Below are 22,926 nucleotides of genomic sequence, written 5' to 3' on the forward strand. Positions count from 1 at the left end.
GTACTAGGAACCGTGTGCGCACATGAGACAGCGTATCTAAACATCAGTAATGATAATCAAGTTTGCATAATCTAGGAAAAATGGATGCCGCAAAGGCCGCTCTTATAGCGACTTTTGCGGCTTTAAAGCTTAGACGGCTTCATTGCTTTCTCTGTCTTTTACTATGGATATTACAATAAATGAATAAGCGCAAGCACAATACCAATTATAAATCCGCATAAAGCCCCGTTTACTCGAATCCATTGCAGGTCTTTGCCGATTTTCTCTTCCAGCATCGCAACTAATGATGCGTCATCCATTTGATCAATATTTTCTTTAACGAGTTGACCGAGCCGATAATGATTAGCTCCGACCGCACTCACAATAGCCGACGTAACTTTAGCCTCTAATGCAGCAATCCAATCTGGATCACGCTCCAGATTGCGAACTACCTTGCGGTATGTTACCAATACAAGACGCCCCGCAGCTTCCTGTTCCTGCTCCAAGCGATTCACAAGCATATCACGAACATCCTGCAGCCGTGCTAACAGAGCTTCCTCGAACTGTTCCTGCTGCAATTGGGTTACCAGCCATGTCTTCGCCTGCTCCATGTAAGCCTCATTACTCGCTAACTGGAACATCTGTACTCTGATTTCCCGCACTATCGTCTCCCGATACGCATTATCAGGACGCTGCAAATCTTGCAGGCTGGATACGATCATATTTTGCAGCATCCCCCCAAGCTTGTCGTCATCCATAAAGCCGGCAACTGCCTGAAAGGCAAACCCCATAAAGCCCCCCATCTTTACCTCGGACAGCTTTTCACCAGCCAGCTTGCTTAACATGAGCTTGGTCTCACGACGATTGACCCATGTCGTTGCTTCAAGCAGCACATAATCGAGCGCCTTCTCGTCGTATCCTGCCTCCATAATTTTAGCGGCTAACTTCTCGGCAGAATCCTTCAGGTCTATCTTCTTAACGTATGCGATCAGACCAGATTGAATACTTGGGACAAGCTTCTCCAACGGTATGCGGTGAACCAGCTGGATAAGCCACTCCAACACCTTTCTGCGCACTCTTCTCTTGCCCAGCGCTTTAGTCAACGCGGAAGCGCCTCGTTGAATTAGATTCATGCCTCGCAGTTTCTTTTCAATGCTTTCCTTGTTTAACAGCTCTGTCTCCATCGCCGCAACGAGCGACTGTACGATGCGTGCTTTGTTCTTAAGCAACAAAGACGTATGGGGAATCGGAATACCCATCGGGTGCCGAAATAACGCCGTCACAGCAAACCAATCGGCAATGCCGCCAACGAGCCCCGCTTCAAATCCACCTTGCAGGAGCACTACTGCTACATGCTGTGGCAGCAACAGCGTTATTACGAAGCCAGCAGCCATCACAACTAGCGATATAACGGCTAAATATTTGGAGTTCATAGTTCCTCCTTTTGCTTATGTACATATATCCACATATGCCTTCATTTATTTCACTATGAAGTTTAACCCTATCCGCATACAAAAGCAAAGGAGACATCAAAGAACAGACATATGAGTGAACAACTTCCTGCTTGAGCCGTACATCTGTCCAGTCCAAAAGCAAGATAGTGTCAAAAATAGACTTCCCATTCGATAATCATCTACGCCAAATTGCTCTCTCCCTCATAAAATGTAGAAACCACAAAAGTGGACAAGATAGGGGGAATGAGCAATGAACAACAAACAGAAAGGAAAGTTGGAGAATCAAGTCTATTCCAATCGAGTCCTCAGGTCGGAATTTGATCATAAATGGAGAACGACTATAGCGGATAGTGGATATGTGATCTACACCGCAATCGATGACGATGCCAGCATCACGGTTACTCTTCAGGGTGGTTTACAAAAGCTGCTCCTCTTTAACAAAGGGGGGAAAGTACTCGTTGGAGGCGGGGGAACCAGTCATTACAGCAAGCCTCATATCGCTATCGACCTATAACAGCGAGCTGTAAATGCAGACTAATTTAAGGCTGTTCATCACCGGATGTCCAGATGGTGAACAGCCCCCATTACACCATAGCTGTGATTTGAGAAGCTTACGGCTTCTCGGTTATAATAAAAGACAAGATCTGGCTGTACATCTTCCATAAGCGGGTGATTCCATGTCAAGTTCAAGCTCATTGCTAACCAAGAAAGCGCTTGCTTCTTCATTAAAAGATATGATGATCCATGCCCCTCTCAGCAAAATTACCGTTCAGCATATCACGAATAATTGCGGCTTAAATCGGCAAACTTTTTATTATCATTTTCAGGACGTTTACGAGCTGCTAGGTTGGATCTACAAGACGGAAGCCGTAGAAAGTATCGCCCAGTACCGTAGTTATACAACATGGACCAGTGGACTCCAGAAAATATTTGACTACATTACACGCAACAAAGCCTTCTGCTCCAGTACGCTCGACTCCTTAGCCCGTCCCCATCTCGATACTTATCTATACAGCGTGACTTCAGAATTAATGATGGACGTTATCAATGAAGTATCCTCCAATATGTCCGTCAAGGACGACGACAAACATTTTATATCCAACTTTTATACACTCGCCTTTACTGGCCTAGTCATTCAATGGTTAGAGCAGGGCATGAAGGAAGATCCGGCAGTCATCATCGCCAAATTAAGTGAGCTAGTGGAAGGCAATTTCGTTACAGCCCTCCATCGATATGAGAATAGACACCATTAGCAGCTGCCAGGCCTCCTCCTACTCTTTTATCGGCCTATTCAGGCATTCTTTATTGTTTATCATTTGTATTAATGCTGGTCTAAATACCTTTCTAGCCTCCCAATAGCACTATGTTGATCTCTCCGCAATATCGGTTAAAACCACATCCTACATAGGCAATCATTATGTATATCATTTATACAATATCCACAAGGTGACTAGAAATCATACAATCCCCGTTCATTGATGATATCTCAAACCAGCCAATTGGATTATATTTGAGATGTCTAAGCAACACAGTGAGAACACACCATTGGCAGCGACTGTTATGAGCGATAAATACGGTAACAAACAGGTATATTTTGTAGGTGGCGGAATTGCGTCAATTGCTGGTATCTCGCGTTTGTAGAACAATTTTGTGAAATACCGACGACGTTGTATTTGCCGAGGAATATTCAGTGAGAGCTGCACGCATAGCGGTGTATACACTTCTTGGCTTTAACAATGGCCATCACACCAATTAATTAATATCAATAGGATATCAGAACCTTATTAAGCGGCTTTCTAGCCTCTTTCCGATAATGTAAACCAGAACATATAAAAGCAGGGAGCAACCTATAAGTCTTCTCAGACTGTTAGGTGCTCCCTGTTCCTTCATACGTTACAAATTATTTTTTGGTCTGACGGGGACTTGTGTTAACAAGCACGGCTAGCTTCTTCTCGCCCTTAACCATCGGAGACTGACACTGCGGGCAGCTTGGTTCAGTTGAAAAAGAAAAGTTATCCCTCATCCAGCCATTACAGCTCTCGCTTGTGCAAGACCAAATAGGTGTTATTTCTTCAGGAATATCGTCCTGTGGCTTCTTCCGTGAATTGTACATGAACCGTCCCTCTTTCTCTCATAGAATTGTAAACGGTAAAAAATAAATACCCCAAACGCTCGTTCGGGGCACTGTGACTATGCGTTGGCCTTCTGCTAATCTCAATATAACCATTATAGCACTATTTTATCTAAATCTGAATGAAAAATTTTCTTGTTTTGCTTTTGTTTTGTAATCGGTGGAATTGCACAATAATTGATAACCGTTCTTAGTCAGATGTACCTATCCTGATCTCCTATCCTGCATACAATATCCAAGACATGCAGAGGAGAGATTTCATTGGCTAAATATGTTATTCTGAACGCAGATGACTTCGGAATGTCAGAACGAATCAATGAAGGCATCATACACTGTCATCGCTTCGGAACTGTATCAAGCACCTCTATTATGGTCAATATGCCTGCTTTTCAGCATGCTGTTCGGCTTGCGCGCCAGTGTCCAAGGTTAGGTGTCGGTTTACATTTTAACATTGTATCAGGAAAGCCATTATCACCGCCTCACCTTATCCCAACTCTGATAGGTTCTGATGGTCTGTTTAACGGCCAACTGCATTCATGGATACAGTCTGAACTAGAGACGGAATTGCAATATCAACTCGACAAGCTGGTTTCAAGCGGTATTCACCCTTCTCACATCGACACCCACCACCATACGCATCTGGAAGCTCCCGCAGTCTACAGCGTTCTGTCCACCTGTTCACAGCGTAGCGATATCCCAATACGTTTGAATCCATTAGCACTCCATCTTGTCCCTCGCCCAAAGGGTACTGATTATCTCATTATGGATACGTATGATGACCCAGGGGGTCTCCAGCGTTTGCTTGCTCACATAGAAGCACTGCCAGATGGCACGACAGAGATTATGTGTCATCCGGGATATGCCTACAGACCAGCAATCTCAGAAGCTGATCGTCTTGATACGCGAGAAGCAGAGCTAAGAGTATTCACGGATCCGCAGTTGCTTATTGCGCTCAAACAACATCCTGTCCACCGCATTCGTTTTAACCAACTTCCGCAACCTCACCAATTATCCCTCCCTGTGCTCTTTGAACAAAAGTCTCTAACAAATAAAAGACGAAAACCTATTTCAAAGAAGCTTGTTTTCAAAAAAAAGAAGAAAAAACATACCCGCAAATATGGGCGAACAGTCCGCTCTACCCAATCAACCCAAAAGAAGCGCAGGCCGAGATCGTTCCTTTATCCGTTCTATAAATATATATACCCTAGGAAACAAAAATAGCACTGCAAAAGCAGCAAAACTTGCTTCACACAGCAACTTAGGGTTTCGGGTCAACTCAGCTCTGCCTGAAAACCAAAAGACCGGTATCTCCCCCAGATGAGATACCGGTCTTTCATTGATTTGTGCCCCGCACTTATATAGGATCTCACCTTACACAGGACACACTGCTGGCATTAGAGTACAATTTCGTTGGATGGGGCGGACAAACCACTGACATTAGAACCGCGGCCATCGCCAACCGATAATACATATACTTTGTATGCGATGCCGTTTCGGATGGCATTACCTGTTACATCCAGATCCGATGTGGAGAACGTTACAAACGTATCGCCAGTAGTACCTACAATTTTAAAGCCGTAAGGGGCTCTGTTGGCAGCATCCAGGTTAAAGCTTGCTGTCATGTAAGTAGGCACGACCATAACCTTGTAATAGGAAACATTGTTGTTGCTGGACGTTCTGTCAAAGTAAGCCTTAAAGCTTGCGCCGTTCCAATCATTCACAGCTAACACATTCGACACAGCAGCAGGCCCATTCTGATTCAACAAGGCAATCTCAGCCGAAGCCGCAGAAAGCGCGTTGACTGGATTCGATCGATTGTCCGATATCGTAAGTACAAATGCTTTGTACGCCACACCTGCTGTAATCACGTTTCCTGTAATATCTCGCGTATTATCCGACAACTGCTGTCTGGCAAACGCATAATTGCCTTGTTTGGCTACACGAGTGTATCCCCACTCGTAAATTTGATTTGCTGTGTTTAAAGTAAAGGAATTCGCTTGATCCGAACGAACGATAAAAATTCGATACTCAGCCACGCTAGCTTCACTAGCAGGGGTCAAGAAATTAACCTCAATATCTCTAGCTGTACCATTGGCACTGATCGGTCTTGCAACCACATTTGTAACTGCAGTCACACTTGAATGATTGGACAACATCATATCCGGCGAAGCTGCAGACAGCGCATTACCAGAGTAATTGTCAAATCCGGCCGAGAATACAAATATGCGATAGGAAACACCACTCTTAATTGGCGCACCATCTACATCTCTGGCACTAGCTGGCAAGTTCATATTAAGATTGCTGCCCGTCTTGCCCACTGGAACATAGTTGGAAGCGTTGACCTTGGCTGCTTCAGCCACATTAAACCAGCTGGCATTTGATGATTTCACAACCATAATACGATAATGGCTAATCAGGGACTCATCCGTCGCACGGTTAAACAACACCGTCATATCGCGGCCATCATTATAATCGGCTACATCAATGGCAGATACGTTGGTCGCAGCAGAACCATATCCAGCCGAACCTCCGCCAAGCGTAATCATATCCGAGCCGTAAGATAACGCATTAGAGTAGCTGCTGTTGCCTACAGCAAGCGCAAATATTCGATAGCTCACACCGTTTTTAATGGTTGTACCGTCTACATCTCGAGTACTGGCAGTCAGGTTAACACTCAGGTTACTGCCCGTTTTATTTACGACAGTATAGTTAGAGCTTCTTACATCATTAGCATCACTTAAATTAAATCGGCTTGCATTTCCCGACTTCACCACCATGATGCGGTAATGATTCACATTTGATTCATCAGACGCCCGATTAAACAACACCATCATATCCCGGCCATCATTGTAATCAGCAATATCCAATGCTGTGACGTTTGTTGGCGCATATAATGTTGAGTTTCCTGATAATGTAATTACTTCAGAAGATGTAGACAATGCAGCATTGTTGCTGTTATTGCCTATAGCGAGCACAAATACACGGTAGCTTACACCATTCTGGATGAGGGAGCCGTCCACGTCTCGCGCACTTGCAGACAGGTTTATACTTAGCCCACTTCCAGTCTTGTTAACAGTCGTATAATTGGCGCTTTTTACACTATTTGCTTCAGCTAAGTTGAATCGATCTGCATATCCAGACTTCACAACCATCACACGGTAATGGCTGATGTTGGATTCATCTGCAGAACGGTTAAAGCTCACTTGCATGTCGCGACCATCATTATAATCACTCACATCACGAGCTGTTACGTAACTTGGCGCGTTCGTATTCGAATTGTTCGTTAAGGTCAGTACTTGTGAAGGCGCAGACAACATGTTATATGAACTATTATCTTTAGACAAACTCATGACAAACAGTTGGTAGCTTTCATTATTTTGAATGGAAGAACCATATATATCACGTGCGGATGAAGACAATGCTGCGGTAATGCTGGAATATCCCGTCTTCGACACATCATGGTATCTGCCATATGATACTTTATTTGCTTCTGCAAGGTTAAAGCTAGCTGCGTCTCTATACTTCACCGCGAATACCCGATATCCACTAATTTTGGACTCATCAGCTGAACGGTTGAAACTAACTTGTACGTCGCGACCGTCACCATAATTATTTATATCCTCAACCTTAGTAATAACTGGTGCACCAATCGAGCTACCTAACGTAATGGATGATCCCGTACTTAGCTTATTCGCCCAAGTGCTTGTGTTATTGCTTATGGATAGCGCATAGATCGTATACGATACGCCATTACGGATCAGATCACCCGAAGTGTCTCTAGATGAACTATTTAACGTTGAAGTTAACGTCCCGCTATTCTTATATACGGTTGTATAATTCTGACTGCTTACGGCATTCGCCGTGTTAAGATCGAAGCGATATACCTCAGATGACTTCACTACCATAATGCGGTAACTGTTAATATTGTCATCATACTGCGGTCTGGTGAATGTAACCGATAAGTCTCTTCCATCCCCATACTCGTTCACATCTGCCACTTGCAAGCTGCTAACTGGCAGCACGGAAGAATTAGAACCAATCGTTATGGCTGGGATCTGATAGGACAACCCATACTCATTATTTTTGCCGACCGTAAGGATATACATTACGTACGCTTGGTTATCCTTGATTACATCCCCATCAACGTCCCGTTTACCGGTAGTAATGGATACACGCTGATCCTTCCCATCTTTATAAATGGTCATATAATTACTCGACGAGACCGTTCTTGCTTTAGACAGATCAAAGCTATTTGCTCGATCTGACTTTACAGCCATAACACGATATTGGCTGACACTCGATTCATTCGAAGCTTTCTTAAAGCTGACCGTAATATCACTGGCGTCACCCCTATTGCCAGTTAACTCAGCAGTCACATTCGTTACAGGTGTGAATTCGTTATAATTGCCATTATCCGTTGGTTCGTTACCGTTGTTGCCTTCGTTGGAGGATGAAGTGGTAATGTAAACGCTGGACGTTCTCTCATTCCAGTCAATCTTCTCTCCCATCGCTTCACTGGCAAAGCGTACAGGAACTAACGTTCTCCCTTTAACGACTTGTGCCGGAACATCCAACGTAATATTACGATTGTTCAACTTCGCTGTTTTGGAGCCTATCTTGAGAACCATTTCATTTCCGTTTCTGGAAGCTGTGACGGTCTTCGTAGACTGATTCCAGGAAATCGAAGCATTTAAGGCCTCAAATACGGTTTTTAACGGCAGAAGCGTTCGATTCTTCACCATAATGGGGGCAACATCAGTCGCAAGTCTAGAACCGTTTAAATAAATCTTTATCGTGGGCGCGGCTTGCACTGCTGGCAAATTTACCGCAGAGAATAACATCCCAAATGCAACAAGCATCGTAACGATCTTCTTCACTATTCTACCTCCTCAAAATACCCTCTGCAGGGCGGCATGAAAAATACCTGTATAATATTGACTCCTGTTTAGAGGAAATAGTTTTATCTTTTTACAAATTTTTTTGAACTTTTCGTGACAATATGGATAATTAATGAAATAAGACCATCTTTTATGCTTAATTTATAACTATATAATTACTTTAAATATATATTTAACCATTATTACAATTAAAACCTTGCTTCTCTAACGCAAAAAAAACTGCCTGCAAAGCCAAAATGACCTTGCGGCAGCTCTTCTTATATTTTGTAACCTATTTGGTAATGTCTCGCCATTCGACGATAAATTCCCCTTCACCGCTATCATGCTCGAATCGACTGTGCTCTTCCATAGCGTTCCCGCATTCACACGACATTTGATCCGAACCATAATTATCGGTTCCAAAAACGATACCCTCACTACGATAGTTGCGTCGACCAGGGACCACCTCAAGCTCTGCTCCACACTTCAAACAGCGAATCATGAATCCAGCTTCCGTATGATCGACTCCTTATTCCATATAGTCCTTTAGACGTTTACTGCGGCTTGGGTGCCTTAGCTTCCGCAGTGCCTTCGCTTCTATCTGACGAATACGCTCACGAGTTACCCCAAATACTTTGCCCACCTCTTCGAGTGTGCGTGTACGGCCATCTTCCAGCCCAAAGCGGAGACGCAGTACATTCTCTTCCCGCTCTGTAAGTGTATCCAACACGTCGCCTAACTGCTCCTTCAGGAACTCATATGCCGCGGAATCTACAGGAGCAAGCGCATCTTGATCCTCAATAAAGTCACCAAGCTTGGAGTCATTTTCTTCCCCGATCGGGGTCTCAAGCGAGATTGGATCTTGGGAAATCTTCATAATTTCCCGAACCTTCTCTACACTCAACTCCATCTCCTTGGCAATTTCCTCCACCTCTGGCTCACGTCCCAGCTCCTGTACCATCTGTCTTGAGACACGCGCCAACTTATTGATGGTCTCAATCATATGAACAGGAATACGGATCGTTCTAGCCTGGTCTGCAATAGCACGCGTAATAGCTTGTCTGATCCACCAAGTAGCATAGGTACTAAACTTAAACCCCTTCGTGTAGTCAAACTTATCTACTGCCTTGATCAGACCCATGTTTCCCTCCTGAATGAGATCCAGGAGCTGCATGCCACGTCCTGCATAGCGTCTGGCAATACTAACAACCAATCGCAAGTTCGCTTCCGCCAATATACGCTTGGCTTCTTCATCCCCATCTGCAATTCGCTTGGCCAAGTTCACTTCCTCTTCCGCACTCAACAGGCCGACTCGACCGATCTCCTTCAGATACATACGTACGGAGTCATCAATCTTCATGCCTGGCGGCAGCAGGTCCATTTCTACATCGGATTGAGTATGCACCTCTTCCTTTGCACTGGCCAGACTTCTCTCTAATTCATTACGCTCATCGTTAGCCAATCCTTCGCCCCCCTGAACATCCACATCTGCATCTGCATTTACATGTATTCTTAAGTTGCTGCTTATTCACGACTAGGCTTTGATTATTGACATAATCAATAATTCATGTTATATTAAAAGTTAATTAAAATAAATAAAATTTGAGTACACATTATAATAACATAAACCTTATATCAATTCAACACTTGAACACCATAAATGATTTCCATTTTCACTTAATAGCATGGCCCGATTTTACAGATTATAACCCCCGACAACTCTTGCCGGGGGTTTCTTGCGTGCTTGCAAGATTTAGGTTATTTCCGTCCGTAGTCGGCCTTAATTTCACCCCAAACCTGCGTCTCCCATTTAAGCAGCTTATTGTCATAAGTATTCTTCTGCAGCCACTGCACCGCCCGGTCTACTAGATCCCACACTTCCCTCGTCGATTCGTTCCGTTCAAGCGTGGTAGCGACCTTCTTTTCCCTCACCCACTTTAGTGCTGTTCGGGAGTCGCTATATACAGTCTGAGTGCTTCCCTTCTGCTTCAGATAAGCTAGAGAATGTACAATAGCCAGAAATTCGCCCAAATTGTTAGTGCCATTCGGAATCGGACCTCGAGCAAACAAGACTTCCCCTGTCTGCGTATGGACACCTCTGTATTCTATCGGTCCCGGGTTGCCCTTGGTTCCCACATCAACCGAAATACTGTCATAATCAATTTCCGTCTGAACTGCTGCTGCAGTCTTTGTCTGTACCTGCTTCGATCCGCCAGCCGCTTTCTTTCCCCAGTGCTTGGTCCAGCCTTCACGATATGCCTTCTCTGCCTCTGCTTTCGACGGGTAAGACTTGTACTTCGCATCTTTGTAATTGTCTACCTGCGATTTGCATTCTGGCCAACTCGTGTAGATCCCCGGTTGATTGCCAGCCCAGACGACATAGTACTTTTGAGCTGTCATCTCATTGCCACCCTCCTTGCTTATTCAGACGATGCTGGCACTTCAATGGCTGTTGTCACGTCCATGCCCAGAAGAAGCCATCCCTATCCCAGGCGACTCGTCCGCGATGCAATTTGCGGAATGCCTTCTTAACTTCCTTTTCAAGCGAAGCATTTCCATTTTCATTTACAAATACAAATGATTCACCGAAGTGGGTTCTCACGTAATCTATGACATCAGCTTGATGAGCAATACCTTTGAATTCAATTTCGGCTATCATCCACTCTGCTACCTGCTGCGCTGTAATCTCCATCAGGCTCCACTCCTTGTCTTTCACTTGCTAGCATGTATCCATCCATTATAATGGAGCAGCGCCATAATTCATATTCTTGAATTGAGGATGACTCTTTAACATACAAATAGCTGTCGAGAAATTCTCGACAGCTTCCATATACGAGTAGGCATTATGGCCAGCAAATTACGTCTTAAAATGATAAGCTCTCTCCATCTTCCGGTACGCGAATGTATGATGTCAGCCCTTTCTCTTGGAGAAAGCTTCTTAATTCTGTTCTAGTTAGCAGACAATGATTGACCGATTCCATATGAGATACGACCATCAGAGCTTCAGGAGCCGCCTGATGCGTGCGATGAATATCTTCCTTGGTCATCAGGATTGGATCACCTTGCAGAAACTGCGCTGCTCCGCCGTTTACCACGATAACTCCCGGCTGATGCTCCTGTATCGCCGCCTCTACGTCATTGCACCAGATCGTATCCCCCGCTATATATAACGTATGCTCATTAGGATGTGTCAGCACCAAGCCTGATACTTTCCCCATAAGCTGTCCAATCTCACCGGTACCATGCTGTCCATTCGTAAGTTGAATCCGGACGTCACCCACATAAGTACTCTCACCTACTGCCTCTACTTGCTGGAAGCCATCGGCTCTGATTGATGCTGCATCCTGCTCAGATTGCGCAAGAATACGCATTTGCTTTGGCAAAAGTCTTTTAGCAGCATCGTCAAAATGATCTAGATGTAGGTGCGTAACTATCGTCACGTCAGCTTTCACGATCTCCTCCGCTGCCACTGGCAGTTCAACGAGAGGATTGTGTTTATCTGCATTTGGCGTGTTCGGAAATGAAGGATAGGCTCCTTTTTCCGCTAGAAAAGGATCTATAAGAAATTCAACGCCTCCAAATTGGACCCGCAGCGTCGCATTGCGAATTTGGGTAATGTTCATAATCTGATCTCCTCCTTTATCTGTCTCCTTCTATAGGATAAAATGTAAGCAGCCTATTTGGACATAGATAGGATCAAGAATACGATATGCAGCACTTGATTAATGAAAGAGGTTGTGATGAATGCTGGATCATACAGACAAACAAATCTTGAAGGAGCTTAAACTGAACAGCCGCATTTCCATGAAAGAGCTGGGGCAGAAGATTCATATGACTGGGCAGGCGACCGCAAATCGAGTATCAAAGCTAGAGGAAGAAGGCATTATTAAACAATATACCGTGCAGCTTGATGAAATTAAAACCGGTTATCCGGTCCACACCTTTATTAATATCTATACAAAAGAGTTTGATCATCGTCCCTACTTATCCTTTATTGCCGCGCAGTCACCCCATGTGATTGCCAACTATAAAATTAGCGGCGAAGGCTGCTACATGCTGGAGTGCAGGTTCGCCTCCAACGAAGATTTGGATCATTTCTTAGTTGCGTTAAATCGATTCGTCAATTATAAGCTGTCGATCGTGATCAATCAAAGTATATAGGAGCAGGGTCCCCCCTCTTGATACATCTTGATGACGGAAGCCCGTTAGAAAGGATCTGCGGGCTCTGCTGCTTTGATACCTATTTCTATGGTGAGATGATAGCACTAGCGCACATTTCATAGAGCACCTTATCAGATAATTAACACAGTAAGCACCGCAGCAGCCAGCAGGAAGCATAACGGCGAGAAGACCCTGGTATCCCACCTGGCAAACAGCGTTCCTTTCTCTGTCTTGAAAAATCCTACCCAACGGAACTCTCCGATTGCTCGCAGTAGGAACACACCAAATATTACCCAACCGCCCCACTGATACACCCAGCCAGGCAGCAGAGGCTCCGTTAATCCACCGATACCCATTATAATAGCAGCAGCAAAAGCAAGCATGGCTGCTACCCCTAACGTACCTATCTTACCTGGCGTAAATAATCGTTTATTTCCTCGAACCGGGATCACTGCCTCGATCCCCCATCGCCCGCCCAACATCCAATATACGTGCAGGACACTCAATCCCAGCAGCACACAACTTACAGATAATGATAGTATCGCAATCATTCAATCCCTCCTTCTGTCTGAATCACGTACTCCCACAATAATGCAGTTAGCTGATCCGCATTCGCAGTAGGCCCAAGATACTTATTACGCTCATACCACCCCAAGTAAAAATGGTAGATCACCGTCGCCAGCGAAATTGCCTTTTCCTGTGGAAAGCCACGTTCCACTAACAGAGAAGTCATAAAGTCTATTCGATCGTTCTCAACCTTTTCCAACAAGTCACGATATTGAAAATTCTCTTGTCCCATTCTCCGCAAATAGTAGACAAAATCCTTCCCTGTATGGGTTGAAAACATCGACGTCAACAGTACTTTAATTCGAGCATCCACACTCTGCTCCATTAGACTACACTGCATGACCTCATAGGTGGCTCGACGTACCCACTCATCAACGAGACACCTGATAAACTGCTCTCGATCACCAAAGTACCAGTAGAAGCTGCTTTTGCTGCATCCCAACTCTCTGGCCATCTTCTCAATCAACAAAGCATCGGCTCCCCCTACCGCAAAATTACCGATTCCTTTCTCAATCCATTCCTCTTTTGTCACAACTATCTTAGGCATATCTGAGCCATTCCTTTTCTGTACGCCACCGTACATATCATTTATTTCCATTATATCTCTGCGGGATGTCATTTTCAAGACATGTGTACGAATACGACTTGATGATGGATGGCAATCGCGATTAAGCTGTGCAAACACTTTATGCTCATAAAAAAGAACCTCCTATTCCACAAAATTTGTGGGTCAGAAGGTTCTTCTGCTCTTCTATAGAGCGCTCTGAATCTCATCAGATGTCTTAAATTATAGAAAATCCCTGCGAATTACATGTCGCTTAAGGTGCTTTTATCGTCGTTCCTTGCACGTAATCATCTGCGTCTTTCCACTGGACACGGATTGATTTGGAGGTAAACAGATCAACTCCGTCCGACACTTGGAAATGAAGGTGCGCTTCGCTGGAATTGCCTGAGTTCCCGCATTTTCCAAGATCATCACCGGCCTTCACGACGTCCCCCACCTGCACAAGCGCTGAACCTTTTTGTAGATGTGCGTAGAAGCTGAATTCTCCGTTGCCATGATCAATGATCACATGATTGCCAGCAGGCTGTGCACTGTTCATTACACCTACAGGCACATTGTCCGCTATATCATTTACAACCGCCACAACTTTACCTCCAGCAGCAGCTAAAATCGGTTGGCCAAAAGCATAATAACTTTCATTTTTCGAAACATCGCCCTTATAGCTGTACCCGTTCTTCTCCATCACAATGTCATAGGCATAGCGCTGCGTTTCATGTTCGTAATGATAGTTAACCAAAGCATTCGTTCCGCCCCAAAAGGTGAACCAATTGCCATGGAAGGGCAGTTGGAACTTCGTTTTTGTACGCTTAGCATCAGTCTGCGGATATTTTTGTAACGGCTTAAACAAAATACTGTGAATGGTGTGCTTGCTGTCAAAGATAGCCTCTACACCTTTATCACCTTTGCTGCTCACCCACGCATATCTTTGGAGACCGTTCACTGGCAACTTAGAAGACAGTTTGTAAGATCCAGCGCCTTTATGGAACGGGATACCAACTTTCTTAAACTCATTTAACGGAATCTGTTTTTTTAATGCCGCGCTAAGTTGTTTATAAATACGCTCGTATTTCTCTTGCAGCAGCAGCTTTGGCAGTTGGTCGGGTGTAAATAAAGCTGGTTTGCTTGGTACGGCTTTATTTTGTTGTGTAGACGCTTTTGCTGGTGAGCCGGAATTCGTAGTGTTGGACGCTCCTGCAAAAACTGTCATTGAGCCGGCAGATAAGGCACAAATCAAACTTAAGAGAACGATATTCCGTTTCATTGTTCGATTATTCATACAATCCATCACTCCTTTTATGTCTATATAAGGAGTGTAGACGACGTAGTTTATCGGGTATGAAACGGAAGTTTAACGGAACCTTAATTCGATCTGAAACAACTTAACTGTTCACTCGTGTAAAGCCTTCCTCCTGCAAATAGTCAACCGCTTCCTCATATGTTTCAAATACCGTGTCTAGATTTAAACCTGCATAGACATACCACATCTGGTCTTCATCTTCAAAACATAGGGTAAGCATATGCTTATCAGCATCCAGCCACCGTTCTTCTGTAGTTTGTACAACCGGTTCTGCTGGTGTTGATGGCGTGCCAGCCAGCGAGCGGATCGAATTTGTGATCAGCGTCCTCAATTCATCTGCGCTTAAGTCACGAATATTTACCATGCCTTTGTCGTCTGTAGCATAGCCTTTGATATGGCCGGCATAAACAAATCCATTGCCATTTGGATGCAGATGGTACACCACTGTCTTCTTATCGTAAACACTTTGCTCATAATGATAATTCATACGTCCAAGTGATACTGACTTCCGCTGCAATTCAGGGAATGAATCCGCTATCGCCGATTTTTGTTCAAAGCTGAGCATGTACGTTCCTCCATGTAACTAGATTAATACCGTGTATTATACCATAGCCTCAAAGCTCACCTACATTCTGTAGAACTGCTTCTTGGCTGTCAGTAACCTGATTGATGAGGCATCGCTCTTCTACAAGGACTCGCCCCACATATATACATTGCTGTCCTTGAATTTCAGCTAAAACCCTCGAGCATTCGCCGCCCCCTGTCCCTTTTTTATGAATATCATAACTGTACAGTCAGTACAAAAGGAGACAATACGTGATGCTCCAGCAATCAAAAGTAAAAACATTTAAATACCGTGTTGGCAAAAACAAGTACCTTGTCATTAAAATATACCAGTCAGCAACTGCAAAAGCCGTTCACGGGAATGCATTGGCTAGTAATGCCATTAATTTAAAAATTTTTAAAGCTATTCAGAAAAGGAGAAAGAAGCGGTATTTGCAAGGTTAATATTGTAGTAAGGAGTGAAGAAAGATGTCCAAAGTCCAAAGAAAAACGCGTACCAGGGAAGGTTCTAACCGTGTAAATGTCAAACAGTCGGCTAGCGCAAGCACAGGTCAAGGTGGAAATGCATTTGCGATAAATGCATCAGATGTAGGTGTAGTAAGAACAGATATTAGACCTAAAAAGTAAATGTCGTAAGGTATTAAATTGAAAAGAAGACATCCTTCATCCGGATGTCTTCGTCGATATTTTTAGCTTACTAATGTGATTATTTGCCTCTTCCTACACTGCGAGCTCAAAGTCACTAAACGATATTGCCAATTAGGCATAACAATAAGGTGATCGGCACTGCAAAAAACAGAGGTACAGCTTACGGTTATAGCATGGCAGAACACTATGGAACTAACCCCCTTAACATCAAGGTAAATAGGACAGCAGCAGTGTAATAAGTACTACTAATATCAATCCAATCAGCAGCTTGGTGATCGATAACCATAACTCATCTAGGTATTAGGCTATAGACCCGGTAAAGATTTCAACGGTAGAAGCTTATTCCCCCATAAAGCATGCGCCGATTGTTAACGCCCACAAGAAGGTATCTGCTGTCCGCTCCCTTTGCCTCATTTTCCATCTTCTACACCAGCTTCTTCGAATGGGCTCCCTATTTCATACATATAAAATTATGAAACTGTGCCTCTTTAAACGATCGGTATTCCGTCCATTTTTCGTTTTGATGCATCACTGCACCGATAAGAACGGCGAGTAGTCTTTTTTACCTGTTTTTTAAAAATAGTTAAAAATATTTAACATTCGACATTGTTCGACACATTTTTCACTGGCATGTTGGCTAAATTGTGGTAATATAAATGAAAACTAAAAAATTGCTAAAGATTATGAACGAACAACCTGCGTAAATTTTCGAATGACCACCAACTTCTCCGTACATACAAGAACTTGCTTCTTTCTGCGGACTACTTACCTAAGTTAAGGAACATCTCATTTACTCACAAGTCTAATGTGTATCCTCATCAGAAATGCCTACCTGAAATTTTTGCACATCCACCATGTTGAGACCATTCCTGCATCTCCCAAGATTACGCAAACGCAGCCATTTCTTGCAACCTGAACAGAGGTATTGAGGGCATATCGACGTCTCGCGCATGCAAAGGAGGTAAGGATAATGTATCAAGGATTGCCAATGTGGCAAAAGCTGTACATGCATGTCAAATGGTTTACTACTGACCAAGAGTGGACGCCTCAAGCAATCAACAAAGTGATAACCCCTACATTTTTGTTCTGGCTTTGCTTTACTGTAGCAGTGCTTCTCCTGACTGCAATCTTTAATGAGTCTATTGATCGTATTGGTATCGTTCGCAAGGTACATTCTTCACTCAATAGTTTAAAGCGCTTTCAACAACTTGTCCTTCGTGTCGGCCTGGGACTTGGACTTATCTTGCAACTATTTACCGGAACTTATCTTGCTCCTACGCTCGTATCCAACGATTGGTGGGTATATGCGGTACTTGTAGTGGCGATCCTTGGACTCCTGCATCGGAAGAGCCTCTTCGTTAGTGGAGCAGCACTGACTACCCTATATATTAAAGCGCTTACTACTTATGGTCTGTTCCATGCACTGGATTATATGTTCTATCTCGGCATTATGTATTATTTGTTTGTAGCTGAAACCAGATGGTATCGAACGGCAATTCCTGTGCTCTATATTTGTACAGGACTCTCTCTCGCTTGGCTCGCTATGGAGAAGATGACACTAGCTAAGCTTGCTTGTTCTTTAATGCATGAGTATGGTTTGCCAACGCTCGGTTTTACCGTGGAAGACTTCGTGCTAATTAGTGCTTTTATCGAGATGGGTCTTGCGTGGGCGTTTATCGTCGGACTTATGAATCGATTTACAGCATTGCTGCTAACGGGAGTCTTTCTGGCCACAACCACCGTGTTTGGCTTCACAGAGATCGTTGGACACACTGTCGTCCATACATTGTTGATTATTTTCTTGATCGTTGGACGAGAGGATAGGAAGATTTTGTTCGAGTTTAAGCAAACATCAAAACTGCGTTACACCTTCGTTGCCGTAAACTTCTGCGTGATGTTGTTCGGCATGATGCTCGTTTACGTCTGGATGGGGCAGCCTGCCAATGGATTTGTCGTACAAAATCATTCGGTAATTACAAATCACTCCATTCCACATGCAGCTAATACAAGTCCAGCGAGCACTCCTCATCATTAACAACTTGTTTCCCATATGACAAATGATAAGCGCTATCATTTAAAGTTTCTCATGGGTTGGCTGGTTCGAGCATACCGATGGAGTGGATGTTGCAATCTGCAACATCCTTGATGCAGCCGAAGAATAGTTAGAGGACGTCCATTGTAGACGTCCTTCTAACCACAGCTAACTATCCCTTTTTTATTCAGGTCTAAGGGCAAACCGTAAGGAGCGATTAATAAATACAGGCAGCACCGAAATATGTCCCTCTCCCTCAAACTCTTTGAACTCCACTTGAAAGTGTGGATACGACAGACCAGATAAACGTTGGGCAAAAGCATTTACCTTTTCAATATGACCCGTAAAATGCCCTTTCTCATTCTCACCTGCTCCAATCAATAGCCTAATGTGATGCTCGCTTTGTGCCAGATCAGCCGTAAATTGCTGCTCATGTGCGAGAAACTCTGCCTCATTCCAATGAACGGACGGACTGCCCGACAAATAATTTTCGAACAATCCTGGCTTCGCAAACATCGCATAAAGAACAAACAATCCACCTAGAGAATGCCCAAATATCGATTGTCTCGAGGCATCTACTTGGTATCGCTCTTGAATATCGGGCAAAAGCTCCTCTGCAATAAACTGCAGAAAGGCTGCGGCCCCTCCCTCTTTATACGGCTTCGTTCCATCCGCTTTAAGGTTGTAAGGACTCGTACCGGCAATCGTATAATCACAGTAGCGTTCTGGAGAGAAAGGTCCTTCCGTTTCATATCCGATGCCGACTACAATTGCAGGGATCACGCCGCTCTTATCCGGATTACGGCCTTGTAATCTTGCCGTCTCCACCATCGTGCAAAATACAGAATTGCCGTCAAGCATATAAATGACAGGATAACCGGCAGCAGGAGGCCCCTCGGCGGGCACTGCCACTTGAATATGATACTTACGATTCTCTGCTCGCGAGCGAACAAACCACTGCTCAGAGCCTGGAATCTGCACAGGGACTCGCTTATTGCCTTCAACAGCCTGTGCGCCTTCTATGCTTGTCTCGTAAGGCATATCTTCATTTCCTCCCCATTGAAAATAGTTCTCACTATTAAATGATTATATGATAATGTGCAGTGCGGTCACCATGGACGTTATTCTGTTCTACGCATGGACAAATTTCCGTGATCAGTTTCCTCAGTTTCCTTTAGCTCATCCTCTCCTTCTATACGAGTTCTCCTGTTATGGACCCGACATTTCATTGTGCCAACAATTTCTATCACGACAAATAATCCCCTTGGGCAATACCTGAAAGTCCATCCACAAGCGATGACTTTACATGGCCTGCCACAAGGGGAGCACATGATAGTAACGAGCAAAATAACCTTATGAGCGGCATGTTTACCCATCATTCTCGTCTACATTCTTGTTCAGCTTATAAATCTTTGACATTGTTATACATGACGGAAAGGATTCGTCTAAAAGTCTCCACCTCTTCTTCCGACAGTCCTTCAATCGTTTTCTGATATGCTTCTATAGAAGGAGCAAGAATCTCTTCTTTGACGTCTCTTCCTTTATCGGTTAAATACACGCGTAAAGATCTACGATCCGTCTCATGCGTGACCCGATAAATAAAACTCTTTTTCTCTAGTTTAAACAGCATACGTGCAATATTAGTCTGATCTTTGCACAATCGTTCCGCAAGTTCCTTCTGGGTAATCCCTTCATTTTCCCATAACACAACTAGTATTTCCCATTGATCAACGGTAATGTCAAAGGGATTAACTACCTTCTGATAATAATTGTTAAGCTTTAAATCTGCCCGATGGACAATAACACCGATATACTTTTCTAATTCCAATGTGAGCCCCCGAATTCATAAACTAATAATAGTTGCTACGACCATTATAGGTATCAACCTGTATCGTGTCAATGAAGGGAGATGGCCCAAATTGCTTATGGCAGTGGTACTACAGCTATTCTTGAGTGGAAGAGACCGTGCGAAGTCGTGATCCGCCCATACGATTCATGACTTCGATCGCAGCCTGCTTATACCCGCCAGCTTGACGTAATGTCTCCCCTATCACGTGAGCCTGCTGCCTGTAAGATGGATCGTGCAGAACCTCTAACAATGCGGCTTTCAAGCTCTCCGGTGTAAGCTCCCGCTTATCCACAACCACACCGGCCCCAAGTTCCTGTACTCGCCTAGCCACCATTGGCTGGTCAGAAGTTAGTGGAATAGTTACTAAAGGCACATTAAAATACAAAGCCTCACTTGTGCTGTTCATGCCAGCATGGGTTATAAAAGCATCTACCTGCTGCAGCACCTCTAACTGTGGAATGTATGGTCTTACAATAAAATTGTCTGGGATAAGATCAGCCACCGATGTCAAATCCGTATCTTTGCCTGAAGATAAAATAAATTGAATCGGCAACTCTTGAAAGGCCGAGAAACATAACTTGTAAAAGTTAAGGTCTCTATTTAATATGGTGCCCATCGAAATGTAAACGGTATGCTTGTACTGTTCGTGGGAAGTTTCGAATGAAAATGTTGGAGCATCTGCACGAGGGACGATGGAGGGACCTGTGAATACAAAGCTGTCATCCAGCTTATCCACCTGCGGTTGGAAATACCTGCTCGTATACACAATCTTAATTTGCCCAAAATGCTTGACGATTTCATCCACTGGTGGAGTGGCCACCTGAAACTTGGTAGCTAACTGCTGAGACAGCTCCTCGATTACACTATAAAGCTGCTTCATTTCCTCGGTGTCTTCATAAGATCCTTTACTTAATCCTAAGGGCTCAGCAAAAGCGAAGGAAGCTATCGAGCATGCCGCTGGTATACCTAGTCTTTCAGAAACAACCTGCCCTCCCCATCCCATTAAAGAATCGTATATCATATAGTCATATTCGCCCTGCTCAACGGCGTCCAGCACATGTGGAACCATTCGTTCAACAAGTCCTCTAAGTATCATGTAGATAAATTGGTTGGGATGCTTAAACTCAATTGGCTTTAAATCCGGGTCGTCTGAAAAGGCCTGTCTGTCAAAATGGAACGTTATGAATTTGGCACCCGTCTGTTCTACACGAGTACGGAATTCTTCAGTACAAGCGTAAATGACTTCCTCACCGCTATCCACCAATTGCTTAACCAAACCTAAAGATGGGTTAACATGTCCCTCCGCAGGCATCATTACAACTAACACACGTGCCATCTTCTCCACCTCCGATAAATGTCGTCTTTTCCTTACATAGAATTGGGTGTACTCGAACTCCGAGCCTCTTCATAGGATTGCTTACCCTCGGCACTTCGTGTCGTAATACGGAACGATGCCAGCAAGCTTAATAGCACAAAGCATAGCTGGAGCGACAAAGCTATTAAGACGCCCGCCAAGATACCCCATTGGAACGTCTCACTTAAAGCAATAAGTGCACCGCTTAAACCTATGCTTAGTCCAATACTAAAAGAGTCGACAAATTGCAGTGTCGCAGACACTTCGCCTTCCTTCCCTGCCTGAGCGTACTGCAAAGCAATTGCCCCAGTAGTAGGGTTAGCCAACCCGACGCCAAATCCAATAATGATCTGCGACGTCAAGGCGAGAACAATCCCTCCGCTTGGTAATCCGACCGCCATGATCACAAATATGACCCCAACGATCATAATACCGATGCCATACGTCACCCTGCTTCTCCGACCGCGACCAAGGTCTCTTTCGTCAAGTTTGGATTGTACCCATGCAGCTGTTGACCAACTTAAAGCTCCCGCAGCAACAATGAGACCCGCCACTTCCTCTGATAATCCCTTCACTTGTGTAAGGGCCAAAACAACGTAACTTTCCGTCGCAAAGTAACAAGCCACATACAATGCTCTCGTAACCATCGTTGCTGGCAAGCCCTGCTTAACCTTAAACGTGCCTTCCGGAAGCAGCATCCGCAATGGCTGAATCATCATAAATACACCAGCCACCGTGAGTACAATGCCCCACCAATTGATAATCCCGCCTAAGCCAGTTAACAGTAAACCTGTGCCAAGGGCGAGTAAGATCGCATATATTTCTTTTTTACTCCCTCGAGGAGTTGTTGATCCATTACCAGATAAATTACGAAATGAAGGGAGCGTCAAGCTTAGAGCGAGAGCAATTAGCGGCAGCACAATCCAGAACACCCATCTCCATGATACATAAGCAGCAATAAGTCCTGCTACATAGGGTCCGATTAATGCGGGGATGACAAAGGCCATTGAAAACGCAGCTAATATCTTTGTGCGAAGGGCATCAGGATATCGCAGTGTTACGCTGTAGTACACACATGTACTGAGGGCACCTGCCCCAAATCCTTGCAAAGCTCTGCCTGCAATCATCATGTACATATGGAAGGCAGTTGCAGCAATCACAATGCCAATAATAAAAATCGTGAAAGATAATAAAATAGAACGTAAGACACCGTGCTTGTCGAGCTGTTGGCCTATAACCATCGTGCCAATGATTTGTGACAGCAGAAACGCGCTAAATATCCAGCCATACAAATGAATACCTTGCAAGCTCTGCGCCAATGCAGGTGCAATGGTTGTAATAGCCAATCCTTCAAACGCTACAGTCGTCAAAATCAACATGATGCCAATCGTTAGTGACCTGTAAGGCGGGCTGAAAATGCTTATTGTTGAGTTTGTCTCTAACCACCT

General features: G+C 44.2%; 25 protein-coding genes and 1 pseudogene. 9 read left to right on the forward strand and 17 right to left on the reverse strand.

Translation table 11 applies throughout. The annotated features are described in order from the left end of the window. Positions 1–170 precede the first annotated feature (170 nt). Positions 171–1,412 carry a DUF445 domain-containing protein gene (locus tag MH117_RS14955; protein WP_239329598.1) on the reverse strand — a complete coding sequence of 414 codons (1,242 nt, stop codon included), beginning with the start codon at positions 1,410–1,412 and terminating at the stop codon, positions 171–173. 271 nt (positions 1,413–1,683) lie between these two features. On the opposite strand from MH117_RS14955, the gene MH117_RS14960 reads away from it, so the two are divergent. Further along, entirely contained in the window at positions 1,684–1,947 is a 264-nt protein-coding gene (locus tag MH117_RS14960) for a hypothetical protein (RefSeq protein WP_239329600.1), read from the forward strand. Between the two features lie 38 nt (positions 1,948–1,985). On the opposite strand, the gene MH117_RS26540 is transcribed toward MH117_RS14960, so the two are convergent. Continuing rightward, positions 1,986–2,117: a hypothetical protein gene (locus tag MH117_RS26540; protein ID WP_275444650.1), complete on the reverse strand. Its 132-nt coding sequence runs from the start codon at positions 2,115–2,117 to the stop codon at positions 1,986–1,988. Between MH117_RS26540 and dhaS the strand changes: the two genes are divergently transcribed. From dhaS to MH117_RS26850, 3 genes and pseudogenes are all read left to right on the forward strand, one after another. Then, positions 2,111–2,686: a dihydroxyacetone kinase transcriptional activator DhaS gene (gene dhaS / locus MH117_RS14965; RefSeq protein ID WP_239329602.1), complete on the forward strand. Its 576-nt coding sequence runs from the start codon at positions 2,111–2,113 to the stop codon at positions 2,684–2,686. The genes MH117_RS26540 and dhaS overlap by 7 nt on opposite strands. A gap of 262 nt (positions 2,687–2,948) precedes the next feature. Further along, positions 2,949–3,074, forward strand: coding sequence for a hypothetical protein (locus MH117_RS26545; RefSeq protein WP_275444651.1), 126 nt, complete (start codon positions 2,949–2,951; stop codon positions 3,072–3,074). After that, positions 3,065–3,159 (forward strand): annotated as a pseudogene (locus MH117_RS26850) (oleate hydratase); the annotation flags it as partial. The gene MH117_RS26545 and the pseudogene MH117_RS26850, both read left to right, overlap by 10 nt. Before the next feature lie 174 nt (positions 3,160–3,333). Here MH117_RS26850 and MH117_RS14970 read toward each other — a convergent pair. Next, the gene (locus MH117_RS14970; protein ID WP_028547162.1) at positions 3,334–3,546 is read right to left on the reverse strand and encodes a cold-shock protein; all 213 of its coding nucleotides are present in this window, start codon (positions 3,544–3,546) and stop codon (positions 3,334–3,336) included. Between the two features lie 279 nt (positions 3,547–3,825). Here MH117_RS14970 and MH117_RS14975 point away from each other — a divergent pair, with 279 nt between their 5' ends. After that, positions 3,826–4,785, forward strand: coding sequence for a carbohydrate deacetylase (locus tag MH117_RS14975; RefSeq protein ID WP_239329604.1), 960 nt, complete (start codon positions 3,826–3,828; stop codon positions 4,783–4,785). Between the two features lie 173 nt (positions 4,786–4,958). On the opposite strand, the gene MH117_RS14980 is transcribed toward MH117_RS14975, so the two are convergent. The 6 genes from MH117_RS14980 to MH117_RS15005 all read right to left on the reverse strand — a co-directional run bounded on the left by MH117_RS14980 (position 4,959) and on the right by MH117_RS15005 (position 12,064). Then, on the reverse strand, positions 4,959–8,441 hold the full coding sequence (locus MH117_RS14980) for a copper amine oxidase N-terminal domain-containing protein (protein WP_239329606.1): 3,483 nt from the start codon (positions 8,439–8,441) through the stop codon (positions 4,959–4,961). Between the two features lie 292 nt (positions 8,442–8,733). After that, positions 8,734–8,943, reverse strand: a complete 210-nt coding sequence (locus tag MH117_RS14985; protein WP_239329608.1) for a hypothetical protein — start codon at positions 8,941–8,943, stop codon at positions 8,734–8,736. 27 nt (positions 8,944–8,970) lie between these two features. Further along, positions 8,971–9,969: an RNA polymerase sigma factor RpoD gene (gene rpoD, locus MH117_RS14990; protein WP_481857272.1), complete on the reverse strand. Its 999-nt coding sequence runs from the start codon at positions 9,967–9,969 to the stop codon at positions 8,971–8,973. A gap of 230 nt (positions 9,970–10,199) precedes the next feature. Further along, positions 10,200–10,841 carry a ribonuclease H gene (rnhA, locus tag MH117_RS14995; RefSeq protein ID WP_239329610.1) on the reverse strand — a complete coding sequence of 214 codons (642 nt, stop codon included), beginning with the start codon at positions 10,839–10,841 and terminating at the stop codon, positions 10,200–10,202. Between the two features lie 55 nt (positions 10,842–10,896). Then, positions 10,897–11,133: a DUF6953 family protein gene (locus MH117_RS15000; protein WP_239329612.1), complete on the reverse strand. Its 237-nt coding sequence runs from the start codon at positions 11,131–11,133 to the stop codon at positions 10,897–10,899. Between the two features lie 172 nt (positions 11,134–11,305). Then, positions 11,306–12,064, reverse strand: a complete 759-nt coding sequence (locus tag MH117_RS15005) for an MBL fold metallo-hydrolase (RefSeq protein ID WP_239329614.1) — start codon at positions 12,062–12,064, stop codon at positions 11,306–11,308. Positions 12,065–12,185: 121 nt separating this feature from the next. On the opposite strand from MH117_RS15005, the gene MH117_RS15010 reads away from it, so the two are divergent. Next, entirely contained in the window at positions 12,186–12,602 is a 417-nt protein-coding gene (locus MH117_RS15010) for an Lrp/AsnC family transcriptional regulator (RefSeq protein WP_239329616.1), read from the forward strand. Between the two features lie 131 nt (positions 12,603–12,733). On the opposite strand, the gene MH117_RS15015 is transcribed toward MH117_RS15010, so the two are convergent. The 4 genes from MH117_RS15015 to MH117_RS15030 form a co-directional block, all read right to left on the reverse strand. Further along, on the reverse strand, positions 12,734–13,153 hold the full coding sequence (locus MH117_RS15015; RefSeq protein WP_239329618.1) for a DUF3995 domain-containing protein: 420 nt from the start codon (positions 13,151–13,153) through the stop codon (positions 12,734–12,736). Next, the gene (locus MH117_RS15020; protein ID WP_239329620.1) at positions 13,150–13,716 is read right to left on the reverse strand and encodes a TetR/AcrR family transcriptional regulator; all 567 of its coding nucleotides are present in this window, start codon (positions 13,714–13,716) and stop codon (positions 13,150–13,152) included. The genes MH117_RS15015 and MH117_RS15020 overlap by 4 nt, the downstream gene beginning before the upstream one ends. A 271-nt stretch (positions 13,717–13,987) precedes the next feature. Next, a complete protein-coding gene (locus tag MH117_RS15025; protein WP_239329622.1) occupies positions 13,988–15,010 on the reverse strand; it encodes a peptidoglycan DD-metalloendopeptidase family protein in 1,023 nt (340 codons plus the stop codon). 103 nt (positions 15,011–15,113) lie between these two features. Continuing rightward, entirely contained in the window at positions 15,114–15,596 is a 483-nt protein-coding gene (locus tag MH117_RS15030; RefSeq protein ID WP_239329624.1) for a hypothetical protein, read from the reverse strand. A 254-nt stretch (positions 15,597–15,850) separates the two neighbouring features. Between MH117_RS15030 and MH117_RS15035 the strand changes: the two genes are divergently transcribed. From MH117_RS15035 to MH117_RS15045, 3 genes are all read left to right on the forward strand, one after another. Further along, the gene (locus tag MH117_RS15035) at positions 15,851–16,039 is read left to right on the forward strand and encodes a hypothetical protein (RefSeq protein ID WP_239329626.1); all 189 of its coding nucleotides are present in this window, start codon (positions 15,851–15,853) and stop codon (positions 16,037–16,039) included. Positions 16,040–16,063: 24 nt separating this feature from the next. Continuing rightward, positions 16,064–16,222, forward strand: a complete 159-nt coding sequence (locus tag MH117_RS15040) for a hypothetical protein (RefSeq protein ID WP_239329628.1) — start codon at positions 16,064–16,066, stop codon at positions 16,220–16,222. Between the two features lie 991 nt (positions 16,223–17,213). Continuing rightward, positions 17,214–18,278, forward strand: a complete 1,065-nt coding sequence (locus tag MH117_RS15045; RefSeq protein ID WP_239329630.1) for a hypothetical protein — start codon at positions 17,214–17,216, stop codon at positions 18,276–18,278. 180 nt (positions 18,279–18,458) lie between these two features. Here MH117_RS15045 and MH117_RS15050 read toward each other — a convergent pair whose 3' ends face one another. The 4 genes from MH117_RS15050 to MH117_RS15065 form a co-directional block, all read right to left on the reverse strand. Further along, positions 18,459–19,316, reverse strand: coding sequence for an alpha/beta hydrolase (locus tag MH117_RS15050; protein WP_239329632.1), 858 nt, complete (start codon positions 19,314–19,316; stop codon positions 18,459–18,461). Positions 19,317–19,677: 361 nt separating this feature from the next. Beyond that, a complete protein-coding gene (locus MH117_RS15055) occupies positions 19,678–20,103 on the reverse strand; it encodes a MarR family winged helix-turn-helix transcriptional regulator (protein WP_239329634.1) in 426 nt (141 codons plus the stop codon). A 115-nt stretch (positions 20,104–20,218) separates the two neighbouring features. Then, entirely contained in the window at positions 20,219–21,460 is a 1,242-nt protein-coding gene (locus MH117_RS15060) for a macrolide family glycosyltransferase (RefSeq protein WP_239329637.1), read from the reverse strand. A 32-nt stretch (positions 21,461–21,492) separates the two neighbouring features. Continuing rightward, positions 21,493–22,857 carry an MFS transporter gene (locus MH117_RS15065; protein ID WP_239329639.1) on the reverse strand — a complete coding sequence of 455 codons (1,365 nt, stop codon included), beginning with the start codon at positions 22,855–22,857 and terminating at the stop codon, positions 21,493–21,495. Positions 22,858–22,926 lie beyond the last annotated feature (69 nt).

Source organism: Paenibacillus sp. ACRRX, assembly GCF_022346885.1.
Taxonomy (GTDB): Bacteria; Bacillota; Bacilli; order Paenibacillales; family Paenibacillaceae; genus Paenibacillus_B.